The organism is Gammaproteobacteria bacterium (assembly GCA_009838035.1).
Classification (GTDB): Bacteria; Pseudomonadota; Gammaproteobacteria; order Steroidobacterales; family Foliamicaceae; genus Foliamicus.
Genome location: VXSK01000026.1, coordinates 25,174 through 36,784, shown reverse-complemented (window position 1 = coordinate 36,784; position 11,611 = coordinate 25,174). Strand labels below are relative to the sequence as shown.

Here is an 11,611-nt window from a genome sequence, read left to right as displayed (position 1 = left end):
CCTGAATACCCATGCTTGACAACATGGATACTCCAACGCTCCCACGAGGAGGGGGGCAAAGAAAGGGCTTAAGCCGGTGCTGTCCGTTAGGCGTTACGCCCTGGGGTCGGGGGTCCAGCCGGGCGGGCGCAACAGGAAACCGAATGCGCTGCGTATGTCCCTGGCGCCGGCGATCTGCCGGAAAAGGCGCGCAAAGCCGTGGAAGAACACGGTGATCGGATTGACTGAGTTGAGGGGTTTCGTGATTCCATAGACCACCTTTTCGCGTTCTTCCTCGAACGTGCCGAACAGCCGGTCCCAGACGATGAACATCCCGGCGTAGTTCTTGTCGTGGTACTGCGGGTTGCTGCCGTGATGGACGCGGTGGTGCGAGGGTGTGTTCATCACCGCTTCCACGGGTTTCGGCAATTTGCCGATCACTTCCGTGTGCAGCGCGGTCTGGTAGATCTGAACCATCGTTTCGGAGAACACGATGAGAAGTGGATGGAATCCAATCAGCGCCAGCGGAGCATGAAAGAACAAGGGGATGATTCCATCGATCGGACCGAAGCGATAGGCCACGGAAATATTGAAGTAGGGCGAACTGTGGTGCACGGTGTGCGTAGCCCAGCCGAATCCAACGCGGTGCGTGAATCGATGTTCCCAGTAATACGCGAAATCGGCCGCCACCACGCACAGCGCGATCGACCAGGGAGTGATCGGTATTCGGGCAATGCTCAGATACTCGTAGATCAGGTAGTAGGCGCCGACGTAGAAAATGCCGAGCACCAAGATATTGGAAATAAAAAACGCAAAGAAGGTAACGAAGTTGGTGACGGTGTCGCCGATCACCTGCCAGTTCAGCGACTTCCTTACCAGCAGGCGAACGAGTTCGAACAGCAGGAACAGGATCGACGCATAGAAAAACCAGTCGGCTATCCGGGTCTCCCAGGCAAAGACCTGATTCTCGGAGAAAACCTGATTCAGGAAGTCCATTGCCTGCTCAGGCTGGGTAGCTGCTGCGGAGGGGTGCGATGCGGTTGAAGATCAGGGCACTGGGCGAGGAATCGACCGGGTCGGGCGTGAAGTAACCGAGCCGCTCGAACTGCCATGTGTCGTTCGCGCCGGCGCTCGCCAGGCCCGGCTCCAGGCGGGCTCCCGCGGCCACTTCCAGGGACCGCGGATTCACCTGTTCGCTCAACGGCGGCGTTCCGGAGGCCAGGTCCGGCCGCTCGACGGTGAACAGAGGCCGGTACAGGCGCAGTTCCGCTGGAATTGAGTGGGGCGCGCTGACCCAGTGGATGGTGCCCTTCACCTTGCGGCGGGCGCCCTCGCTGCCGCTGCGGGATTCCGGATCGATGCTGCAATGGAGCTCCGCCGGCTCGCCGTCCGGCCCGCGCACCACGTCGTCGCAGCGAATAATGTAGGCGTTGCGCAGACGCACCTCTCCGCCCGGACGCAGGCGGAAGAAACGCCGCGGCGGATCTTCCATGAAATCGGTTCGCTCGATGAAGACTTCGCGCGAAAAAGGCACGTTTCGGCTGCCCATGTCGGGGCGCTTCGGGTGATTGCCCGCGGGCAGCTCCTCGAAGTGGTCCTCGGGCAGATTGGTCAGCACCACCTTCAGCGGACGGGCCACCGCCATCGCCCGCGGCGCGTCCCGGTTGAGCGCATCCCGAACGACGGTCTCCAACTGGTCGGCGCCGATCATCTGCTCGGATCGGCTTACGCCGGCGCGGACGCAGAATTCGCGCAGCACTTCGGGCGGGTAGCCTCGCCGGCGCAGCGCCGACAGCGTCACCAGGCGGGGGTCGTCCCAGTCCTCCACTGCGTCCATGCGGATCAGGTCCGCCACCCGGCGCTTGCTGGTTACCGAGTGGCCCAGGTTGAGCCGCCCGAACTCGTATTGCCGCGGACGGGTCTTCAGGTCCAGGCCACTGTGATCCAGCAACCATTCGTACAGCGGCCGATGGTCCTCGAACTCCAGCGTGCACAGCGAGTGGGTGATGCCTTCCAGCGCGTCGCTCAGGGTGTGGGCGAGGTCGTACATCGGGTAAATGCACCAGTCCCCGCCGGTGCGGGCGTGCGCGACGTGGCGTACGCGGTACAGCACGGGGTCGCGCAGGTTGATGTTGGGCGAAGCCATGTCGATGCGCGCCCTGAGCACCTGCTCGCCATCGGCGAAATCCCCCGCGCGCATGCGCCGGAACAGGTCCAGGTTTTCATTCGGTGAGCGGTCGCGGTAGGGGCTGGGCCGGCCGGGGCTGGTGAGCGTACCGCGGTCGGCGGAGATCTTCTCGGCGGAACTGCTGTCCACGAAGGCATGCCCGCGCTCGATCATGTGCTCGGCGATCTCGTACAGCCGCGGAAAATAGTCCGAGGCATGCGTCACAAGCGGGGTGTCGAAGCCCAGCCAGTTCACGTCGGCCCGTATGGCGTCCACGAAGGCCTGTTCCTCGGCGATGGGGTTGGTGTCGTCGTAGCGCAGGTAGCAGGAACCACCGTGTTCGGCGGCGACGCCGAAGTTCAGGCAAATGGACTTGGCGTGCCCGATGTGGAGGAAGCCGTTCGGCTCGGGCGGAAAGCGCGTGACCACGCCCGAGTGCTTGCCGGACGCCAGGTCGGCGGCGACGATCCGCCGGATAAAGTCGTCAGCCGCCATTCGCTACAACCGAACGAGCGCACACAGCTGGGGTCAGGCGCCGGGGGCGTAGTCGCTGACGACGTCGCGGCGGTGGTAGACGGGGCACAGGAACCGGCCAACGGACCGCAGGCGGGTCAGCCAGCGGAACGCCGCCCCGTTCTTGCGGTTCGACAGCACCTTTTCCACCAGCCACGGCGTGACGCGCTCCACCCTGTCGCCCAGGATGTTGTAGATCTTGCGGGCCTGCGCCGCGCGCTCGGTATCGCGCCCGCCAGCCAGCATCGACATGTCGGTAATCACGATGCCGGGGCTCAGCGCGCCCACGATCACGTTGCTGCCGCGCACCTCCTTGGCCAGCGACTGCGCCATATAGCTGATCGCGCGCTTGGTGGAGCCGTACGGCGTGAGTCCCGGCGCGGTCATGCCGTTGCTGCCGAAGCCTTCGAACACGTACACGGCTCCGCCGTTTTCCTGCTCCCGCATGCCGTCGATCGCGACCCGGCAGCCGTTGAAGGAGCCGGTCAGGTTCGTGTTCACGACTTCCGCCATTTCTTCGGGCCGCAGGTCATTCACGTTGGCGCGGCGATTGCTGATGCCGGCGTTGTTGATCCAGATGTCGACGGCGCCGAAACGCATCACAGCCGCGTCCCACAGGGCCTGCACGCTGGCGTAGTCGCTCACGTCGCAGCCCCTGCCGAGCACCTCGCCGTGTTCGGCCAGTTCGGCGGCGGCAGCGGCGGCGCTGTCCTCGCTGCGCCCGCACACGACCACCCGGTGGCCGCGCTTGAGGAACTCGCGCGCCATGCCCTTGCCGATGCCGCGCGTGCCGCCGGTAACCACAACTGTCTTCGCCTCTGCCATAGTCGCCCCCAAGCGATGCCGGAAAGGCGGCTAATCTATCACGCCGCCAATGCTCCGCTGCCAATGCATTGCATTGACGGGAATCGTCGCCGAAGCCTAAACTTCCAGACTTCAGCAAGCCGGCAATAGAGCGAATGCCGGCAAACGTTCAGACCCCGGAGTTGCGAATGAACACGAACCCTGTGAGACAACTGATTTTCTGCGTGCTCGGCATGGTGCTTCTGTCGCCGGTTGCGCCTGCGCAGGACGCGATCGAGGAGATCATCGTGACCGCCCGGCAGCGCGAGGAAACGCTGCGCGACGTGCCCGGCACGGTGCGGGTCCTGACCTCGGAGGACATCGAGCGCTCGGGCATTCAGCGCGCCGAGGACTTCGTGTACATGACGCCCGGCGTTTCGATCGTGGATACGGCGGAGGTCGGCGACACGCAGGTGAACATTCGCGGTATCAACGGCGCACGCGATGCCGAGAACTCCTATGCGCTGATCGTCGACGGCGTGCTGATGACCAATCCGGCGGCGCTGAACCGCGAGTACGCGAACCTTAGCCAGATCGAAATACTCAAGGGGCCGCAGGGCGCGCTGTACGGACGCAACGCCGCGGCCGGCGCCATCATCATCACCACCGACAAGCCCGGCGGCGATACCGGCGGCTACCTCAAGGTGAGCGGCGCGGGCGACAGCACCTGGCTGTACTCCGGCGCCGTGGAGAGCGCCCTGGCCGAAGGCGTCAACTTCCGCGTGCAGGGCGATTACCGCACGACCGACGGCTTCTACGAGAACACCTATCTCGACCGCGACGACATCGTCGACGACTATCGCGGCTACAACCTCAACGCGCGGCTCACCTGGGACCAGTCCGACGACACGAGCTGGGACTTCAAGTTCCGTTACGGCGAGGTTGACGCGGCCTCGATCACCTTCAACGCCGCTTTTCACCTGCCGCTGTTCGCGCAGCTGTTCGGCATGCCGCAGTTCTTCGAGGACGTCAACGACCACGAGTTCGCGTTCCAGACCAACATCGATCCGGGCAACGAGCAGGAGGCCACGGAGTTCTCCGCGCGCGTGGACCATGCACTGGGCTGGGCGGACATGCGCGCCTGGTTCCTGTTCAGCAAGATCGACAACAACCTGAGCGCCGACGGCACCAGCGGCGCCTTCGGTTTCTTCAACGCCAACCAGCACTGCCTGAATTCGGTGACGGAGGCGTTCAACGCCGGGGTGCGGCTGCCCGCCCCCACCTACCTGGGGCCCGACCCCAACTTCCCGGTGTCGCTGCTGGGACCCTACACGCCCATCGCCTGCGACGGCACCCAGTACCAGGAACGCAAGCAGACCGACTTCAGCCTCGAGGTGCGGCTGAACTCCACCGGCGACGGACCCCTGACCTGGCTGGCCGGCGCCTATTTCCTCGACATCGAGCGCGAGGTGGGCGTCAATACCGGACTGGACCTGGGCAACGGCATCACCCAGGAACTGTACGTGCCGCAGAGCGGCAACAACCCGACCGAGCAACTCGTTCACGACCGCTTCAACAATCGTGTGCTTGCGGCTTTCGGCGAAATCTCCTACGAAATGACCGAAACCACCGAAGTCTCGCTGGCGCTGCGCTTCGACAACGAACGGCGTGAGGTGGAGAACCTGGTTCCGATCAACGCCCTGTCCCAGTACATCGACTGCGACGGTCCACCCTACACCGGCAACGCGCCGATCAACCCCGGCCTTTGCCCCGGCGTGAACCCGGCCGGTTCGATCGCGCCCAAGTCCCGCACATTCAGCCAGTTCCAGCCGAAGCTCTCGATCACCTGGGACGTGACCGAGGACTGGACCGTGTTCGCCAGCGGCGGCGTGGGCTTCAAGAGCGGCGGTTTCAACAACCAGGGCGCCAAGGCCACCGTGGACATCTTCATCAACGGCCTGATCAACAACGTGTTCCTGGCGGCCGTTGGCGCGCCGCCGCAGGTGCCCGTGGGAATCACCGACGACGTGGACAAGGAAACTTCCGTTTCGCTGGAAGTGGGCATCAAGGGCAATCTGCTGGACGACCGCCTGAGGCTGGAAGCCACGGCCTTCAACGTGCAGGTGGACGACATGCAGTTCTTCGAGTTCCTGGTGGGCCCCTTCGGCCTGCTGCGGCTGAACGGCAACCTCGATGAAGTGAGCCTGCAGGGCGCCGAAGTGGGCGCCACCTGGGCGGTGACGGACATCCTCGACGTCTACGCGGGCTGGGGCTACGTGGACAGCGAGATCGAAGCCAACAGCGTGCGTCCCGATACGGTCGGCAACAAGTCGCCGTACACGCCCGACTGGACGGCCAGCGCCGGCGCCCGCGTGGTCATGCCGCTGACCGGCGACTGGCGGTTCGCGGCCTCGGCGGACGTGTCAGCCGTGGGCGAGACCTGGTTCCACGTGGTCCAGGACCAGCAGCGCGCGACATTGTTCAACGGCGTGGCCAGCGACTTCACGCCCACCCGGCGCGACAGCTACACGGTGCTGAACCTGCGCGTGGGCGTGGAGAACGACCGGCTGTCGGCCGTTGTGTTCGCCAAGAACGCGACCGAGGAGGTCTATCTCGAAGAAGTGATCCCGGCGCCCGAGTTCGGCGGCACGTTCATCCACCCGGCCGACCTCCGCCGTATAGGCATCGAGTTCACCGCCCGCTTCTGAGGGAACCCGGGCAGGAGGGCGTCGTACCTTTCCTCCCGGGAAACGAGGACGTTCCGTCCTCTAAAAACCTCGGGAGGAAAGGTACGACGCCCTCCTGCCCTACGGGGTTTTTTGAAGGACGGAACGGCGGATGTCGATTGAAGGGACGGAGGGTGTTTCGTCCCTCCAACCGAGGTTTTTAGAGGACGGAACGTCCTCGTTTCCCGGGTGGAGGGACGAAACACCCTCCGTCCCGACGCCAGCTTCAGGTGCGTTGCGCTGACCAGGCGGCGACGATGTCGGCGGCGGGGGCCGACCAGATGCCCGTCTGCTCCGAAATGTGCTTCAACGCGGATTCGAGGGCGCCGATGCGGTGCGGCTGACCCATCATCCAGGGGTGGACGGACAGGGCGAGCAGCCTCCCGTGACCGGTGCTCTCGGCCTCCGCCAGCAGGTAATCGCAGGCGTCCTTCACCTGGTCGGCGTACTCCCATTCCGAGTGCAGGTTGTTCTGGATGATGAACTGGTCGTCGAGTTCCAGCGACAGTGGCAGCGCAACCAACTCGCCATGCCGGGTGGTGAACGGGTAGGGCATGTCGTCGTTGATCCAGTCGCCCATGTAGCGTATGCCCGACTCGGCCAGCAGGTCCGGCGTATTGCCGCTTTGCGAACGCGCCGGGCTCAGCCAGCCCGTGACGGGTCGGTCCACGGCCGCGCGCAGGGTCGCAAGCGAGCGGTCGATCAACTCCCGCTCGTCTTCGATGACCATCTCGCCGTGATGCAGGGTGTCCATGTGCCATGAACCCGCGAGTATCTCGTTGCCGCGCCGGTTCAGGCGCTCAAGCAACTGCGGATAACGCTCGGCGATGGCCGCGTTGACCGAAAACGTCGGTGTAATGCCAGCTTCGTCCAAAGCTTCGAGGCAGCGGAACAGACCCACCCGGTTGCCGTAATCGCGCAGCGTGTAGTGGCGCAGGTCGGGGTACGGCGTGCTCATGCCGCCCGGCGGCCGGAACGGCTTGCCGCTCTGGTTCAGCGGGAAGAACTGCACCGCCAGGTTCACCCAAAGCGCCACCCGCGCGCCGTTCGGCCATGCGACCGGCGCGCGCTCGGACAGCATCGACCACTCGTAGCGGTCGTGGTCCATGCCGTAGCGGCGGCGTCTGTACTTCAGATAGGCCGGGTCAAGCGCCATTACCGCCGTCCCCCGAGTCTCCCCCGCCCCACTTCGCGACGGCCTGGTCGTAATAGTGCTCCACGAAGTACTCGGCAATTTCCCGGCCCGTGGTCACCCAGACGTCCGGGTGCCCGGTGATATAGGCCAGCGCATCCTCGAACGCGCGTATCCGGTGCGGGTGCGACACCTGGTAGGCGTGCAGCGGCACGCACATGACCGTTCCGCCCTGTTCGCCTTCCCGGAAGAGCCGGTCGAAGGCCTGCTTGATCATCGCTCCGTAACGCCTTGGCTCGATGCGGTTGACGACATAGACAATGGTGTCGTTCAGTTCCAGCGAGTAGGGCACGGACACGAACGGCTTGCCGGAGCGCACCTTAACGGGCGTCGGCTGGTCGTCATGAAACAGGTCGCAGGTATAGAGCCCGCCGGCCTCGCTGAACAGGTCCAGCGTACGCTCGGTGTGCGTGAGGGCCGAGGCCAGGTAGCCGGCGCACCGCTGCCCGGTGTGTTTGGCGATCGTGCGCACCGAGTCCTCGATCATCGCGCGTTCCTGGGCCTCGTCCATGCCGTAGGCGTAGCGGGTGTTGTAGATGCCGTGGCTGAAGAACTCCCAGTCGCGCTCCCGGCACATGTCGATGATCTCGGGATGATGCTCGCAAAGCGCCACCGACAGGCTCACCGAACCGCGTACGCCATGGCGGTCGAGCACTTCCATCATCCGCACGTGGCCTACCCGGTTGCCGTAGTCCCGTGTTCCGAAGCCCTGGATATCGGGGGTCGGGCGCGGCCAGGCCTTGCGTATCGGGTTGAGCGGCGGATCCAGTTCGTAGAACTCGACGTTGGGCGCTACCCAGAAGGCGACCCTGGCGCCGCCCGGCCAGCGGATCGGCAGGCGCTCGTCCCAGGCGCGGTAGTCGTAAAGCGCTGGATCTTCCCGCACGGAGAATCCCTAGAAGTCTACGCCTCGCGCCCGGCGAATCGGCGCGCAGCCGGGATGGTTCTCCAGCCAGTCGGCCACCGCGGCGAAGGGCTCCACGTCTGCATACTTGAGCATGATGTCGCAGAGGTTGGCGAAGTGCGGGATCTCGTGCTTGTCGGCGACGCACTCCTCCGGGACGATCGTCCGGTAGCCGTGCGAGAGCGAGGAAACCGCCGTGGCGCGCACGCAACCGGAGGTACTCCCGCCGGTGAGGATCACCGTGTCTACCTTGTGCCAGACCAGGAGCGAGGGAATCAGGCTGTCGTGGAAGACGCTGGCCATGCGCTTGTTGACCACGGCGTCGCGTTCCCGGTCCACGATCAATCGCGGGTCGAGTTCGGCGCGGGCGCCGCCCTCCTTTATGTTCTGAAGGGAGTTCTCGGTGTCGGTGCGCGTTCCCCAGACGCCGGCGTCGTCAGCGTTGCCCATGTAGGCGACGTAGGTCCAGATCACCGGCATGTTCCTGTCGCGCGCCAAAGCCGACAGGCGGTTGACGTAGTCGATCTGGTCGGGGTTCGTCTGGTAGGCCGTGGGAAAGCTGTCGATGTCCGTATAGGCGCGCTGCAGATCAATGTTGATCAAGGCCGCCTTTTCCCCAAAACCGAAACGCGCCCGGTTGGGGTTGGACTTGACCTCTTCCCAATATTGGCGCGGCGTCAGACTGGAGGTTTGCATCTGTGGCATGGGCGCACCTGAGCAATGACTTCAACGTAGCTAAAGCCCATGTTATTCCATCAAAGGCAACGACCGAAGGCGTCGCGGGGCGCAGGTATTATAGGTTCGGGGAGTGTGCGGACGTCCTGCTGGGCTACACTAGCGCGCCCGCCCGGAAAGGGGATGACTCCGCAATGAAAAGACGCAAAGGCTATGCCGATGGGCCGTTCGGCCAGATCCACTACCAGGAGGCCGGGAGCGGCGAGCCGCTGCTGCTGCTCCACCAGTCGCCGAGCTCCTCGGAGATGTTCGAGGCCGCCTATCAGCCGCTGGCGGAGCGCGGAATACGCGCGATCGGGGTCGATACGCCTGGATTCGGCCAGTCCCACGTCCCCGACGAGCAGCCCTGGATTCCGGATTACGCAAACGCCATTCGCAGCGTGATCGATCACCTCGGACTCGAACGCACGGCCGTGCTGGGCCACCACACGGGCGCGTCGATCGCCGCCGAACTGGCGGTGATGGAGCCGGAGCGCGTCACGCGAGTGGTGCTGAACGGCGCGCCGCTGCTGACCCGCGAGGAGCAGGACAAGTGGAAGCAGGCGACCGGCAAGCGCGTCGAATCCGGGCCGAAGGCCGACGGCAGCCACCTCATGGACATGTGGAACCGGCGCGTGCACTTCACGCCGGGCTGGACCAACCTGCGCGCCATGCACTGGGGCGTGGTGCAGATGCTCATCGCCGGCGAAACCGCCCGCTACGGCCATGCCGCCGCTTTCGCCCACGACCTCTCCGAGCCCTTGCGCAAGATGACCCAGCCAACCCTGGTGTTCACCAATACCGGCGACGACATTTACGAGGTCTGCAAGCGCGTAAACAAGCTGAGGCCCGACTTCGAGTACGCCGAGCTGGAAGGCGGCACTCACGACATCATTGACGAACAGCCCGGGGAATGGACCCGCATCGTGGCTGATTTCGTTCTGAAGGACTAGTGTCGTGACACGACACCGGAGGAACCAGCCATGACCGATACCCTGGGATGGCGAATGAAGTTCGGCGTGGTGGCGCCGTCCACCAACACCAGCGTGCAGCCGGAATACGACGACATGCGCCCGCGCGGCGTGACCAATCACTTTTCGCGCGCCTGGATTCCGGACGACCCCGTGAACAACGACGAGGAGTTTCTGCAGCTCATGGAGAACATCCGCGCGGAGACCGAAACCGCTGTGGACCGCGTCATGACCTGCAGTCCGGACTACGTCGTGATGGGCATGTCGGCCGAGACCTTCTGGGAGGGCGTGCTCGGCGCCGAACAACTCAAGAAGAACCTCGAGGAGCGGGCCGGGGTGTCGGTGGGGCTTGGCTCGCACGCCTGCCGCGACGCCATCGCCTGCTACGGCGACATCAAGCGGATCGGCGTGATCACCCCGTACATGCCGGTGGGAGACAAGGAAGTGCGCAGCTTCTTCGAGGGCTGCGGCTTCGAGGTGGTCCACCTGGTGGGGCTGAAGAGCAAGAGCCCGATGCTGATCGCGCACGAGACCCCGGCCACGCTGCGGCGTTCGGTGCACGAGGTCAACGACGACTCGGTGGAACTGATCATCCAGGTGGGCACCAACCTGGCGTTCGCGCATATCGCGCCGGAGGCCGAGAACTGGCTGGACAAGCCGGTGCTGGCGATCAATACCTGCACCTACTGGCACGCGTTGCGGGAGAACGGGATCGACGACAAGGTCTACGGCTTCGGCTCCCTGCTCGCCGAACACTAGTACCCAGGTGGAATACGACTACACGCCGATCACGCAGCGGCCGCGGCTTCAGTGGCCGGACGGCAAGCGCGTCGCGCTGCTGATCACGTTCAATCTCGAGACCTGGGACCTCGTCAAGGACACCGACGCGCCCTACTACGCCGGCGGGCCGCCGGTCCTTCCCGATGCGCTGCCGGGCCGGGTGGCGGATTTTCCGAACTACACCTGGCGCGAATACGGCCAGCGGGTCGGCATCTGGCGGCAGTTCGAACTGTTCGACGAGCTGGGCGTCACGCCGGGCTGCACGCTCAATGCCGTGACCTGCGAGCGGCGCCTGCCGATGGTGGAGGCCGCCATGGAGCGCGGCTGCGAACTGATCGCGCACAACTACGAGCAGGGCGAACTGCTGACGGACTTTTCCGGCGACGAGGAGCGCGAGCGCCAGGTGATCCAGCGCACGCTGGACATCTACGAGCGCACGGTGGGGCGCAAGGCGCGCGGCTGGCTGTCCTCTTCGCTGCGCGGCACGCTGGCCACACCGGGGATCCTGGCCGAGGCCGGGTTGCTGTTCTACTGCGACCTGATGAACGACGATCAGCCGTACCTGATCCGGACCCCGCACGGCAACATCGTGTCCACCCCGTATTCCAATGAAATCAACGACTTCACGATCCTCACGCGGCGCGGCCACACGACCGACGAATTCCGCGACATCCTGATCGACGAGCTCGACGAGCTGTACCGGGAAGGCGCGACGCAGGCGCGCATGATGAACGTGGGGCTGCATCCGCACGTTTCCGGGCGCGCCTACCGGATGCGCGCGCTGCGCGAGTTCATCGAGCACGCCAAGTCGCTGCCGGGCGTGTGGTGGACGACGCGCGAGGAGATCGCCGAGTGGTACCTGAAGCAACTGTGAACGGCGGC

10 protein-coding genes are annotated in these 11,611 nt (G+C 64.8%); 4 read left to right on the top strand and 6 right to left on the bottom strand.

Features of this window, described 5'->3' with window-relative positions:
• Nucleotides 1–93 precede the first annotated feature (93 nt).
• From F4Y72_11035 to F4Y72_11025, 3 genes are read right to left on the bottom strand one after another with little or no spacing between them, the layout of a single operon-like run.
• Nucleotides 94–975, bottom strand: coding sequence for a sterol desaturase family protein (locus F4Y72_11035; protein MXZ28819.1), 882 nt, complete (start codon nt 973–975; stop codon nt 94–96).
• A 7-nt stretch (nt 976–982) separates the two neighbouring features.
• Nucleotides 983–2,641, bottom strand: coding sequence for a glutamine--tRNA ligase/YqeY domain fusion protein (locus F4Y72_11030; protein MXZ28818.1), 1,659 nt, complete (start codon nt 2,639–2,641; stop codon nt 983–985).
• A 33-nt stretch (nt 2,642–2,674) separates the two neighbouring features.
• Complete coding sequence (locus F4Y72_11025; GenBank protein MXZ28817.1) at nt 2,675–3,484, bottom strand: SDR family oxidoreductase; 810 nt, start codon at nt 3,482–3,484, stop codon at nt 2,675–2,677.
• A 134-nt stretch (nt 3,485–3,618) separates the two neighbouring features.
• On the opposite strand from F4Y72_11025, the gene F4Y72_11020 reads away from it, so the two are divergent.
• Nucleotides 3,619–6,150 (top strand): TonB-dependent receptor, encoded by a 2,532-nt coding sequence (locus tag F4Y72_11020; protein ID MXZ28816.1) that lies wholly within the window; start codon nt 3,619–3,621, stop codon nt 6,148–6,150.
• A gap of 244 nt (nt 6,151–6,394) precedes the next feature.
• On the opposite strand, the gene F4Y72_11015 is transcribed toward F4Y72_11020, so the two are convergent.
• The 3 genes from F4Y72_11015 to F4Y72_11005 are packed head-to-tail and all read right to left on the bottom strand — an operon-like array spanning nt 6,395 to nt 8,960.
• Nucleotides 6,395–7,324 carry a polysaccharide deacetylase family protein gene (locus F4Y72_11015; GenBank protein MXZ28815.1) on the bottom strand — a complete coding sequence of 310 codons (930 nt, stop codon included), beginning with the start codon at nt 7,322–7,324 and terminating at the stop codon, nt 6,395–6,397.
• The gene (locus tag F4Y72_11010) at nt 7,314–8,246 is read right to left on the bottom strand and encodes a polysaccharide deacetylase family protein (protein MXZ28814.1); all 933 of its coding nucleotides are present in this window, start codon (nt 8,244–8,246) and stop codon (nt 7,314–7,316) included. The genes F4Y72_11015 and F4Y72_11010 overlap by 11 nt, the downstream gene beginning before the upstream one ends.
• A gap of 9 nt (nt 8,247–8,255) precedes the next feature.
• Nucleotides 8,256–8,960 carry an isochorismatase family protein gene (locus F4Y72_11005; protein MXZ28813.1) on the bottom strand — a complete coding sequence of 235 codons (705 nt, stop codon included), beginning with the start codon at nt 8,958–8,960 and terminating at the stop codon, nt 8,256–8,258.
• Nucleotides 8,961–9,133: 173 nt separating this feature from the next.
• Here F4Y72_11005 and F4Y72_11000 point away from each other — a divergent pair, with 173 nt between their 5' ends.
• Genes F4Y72_11000 through F4Y72_10990 form a run of 3 tightly spaced genes read left to right on the top strand, consistent with a single transcriptional unit; the run spans nt 9,134 to nt 11,603 of the window.
• The gene (locus F4Y72_11000) at nt 9,134–9,931 is read left to right on the top strand and encodes an alpha/beta hydrolase (protein MXZ28812.1); all 798 of its coding nucleotides are present in this window, start codon (nt 9,134–9,136) and stop codon (nt 9,929–9,931) included.
• 30 nt (nt 9,932–9,961) lie between these two features.
• Nucleotides 9,962–10,708 carry an arylmalonate decarboxylase gene (locus F4Y72_10995; GenBank protein MXZ28811.1) on the top strand — a complete coding sequence of 249 codons (747 nt, stop codon included), beginning with the start codon at nt 9,962–9,964 and terminating at the stop codon, nt 10,706–10,708.
• Between the two features lie 7 nt (nt 10,709–10,715).
• Complete coding sequence (locus F4Y72_10990) at nt 10,716–11,603, top strand: polysaccharide deacetylase (GenBank protein ID MXZ28810.1); 888 nt, start codon at nt 10,716–10,718, stop codon at nt 11,601–11,603.
• The last annotated feature ends 8 nt before the right edge of the window (nt 11,604–11,611 follow it).

Coding starts and splice junctions, on each gene's coding strand:
- F4Y72_11035 (MXZ28819.1), bottom strand. CDS start 975: ATGGACTTCCTGAATCAGGTTTTCTCCGAGAATCAGGTCTTTGCCTGG.
- F4Y72_11000 (MXZ28812.1), top strand. CDS start 9,134: ATGAAAAGACGCAAAGGCTATGCCGATGGGCCGTTCGGCCAGATCCAC.
- F4Y72_11025 (MXZ28817.1), bottom strand. CDS start 3,484: ATGGCAGAGGCGAAGACAGTTGTGGTTACCGGCGGCACGCGCGGCATC.
- F4Y72_10995 (MXZ28811.1), top strand. CDS start 9,962: ATGACCGATACCCTGGGATGGCGAATGAAGTTCGGCGTGGTGGCGCCG.
- F4Y72_11015 (MXZ28815.1), bottom strand. CDS start 7,324: ATGGCGCTTGACCCGGCCTATCTGAAGTACAGACGCCGCCGCTACGGC.
- F4Y72_11020 (MXZ28816.1), top strand. CDS start 3,619: ATGCCGGCAAACGTTCAGACCCCGGAGTTGCGAATGAACACGAACCCT.
- F4Y72_11005 (MXZ28813.1), bottom strand. CDS start 8,960: ATGCAAACCTCCAGTCTGACGCCGCGCCAATATTGGGAAGAGGTCAAG.
- F4Y72_11030 (MXZ28818.1), bottom strand. CDS start 2,641: ATGGCGGCTGACGACTTTATCCGGCGGATCGTCGCCGCCGACCTGGCG.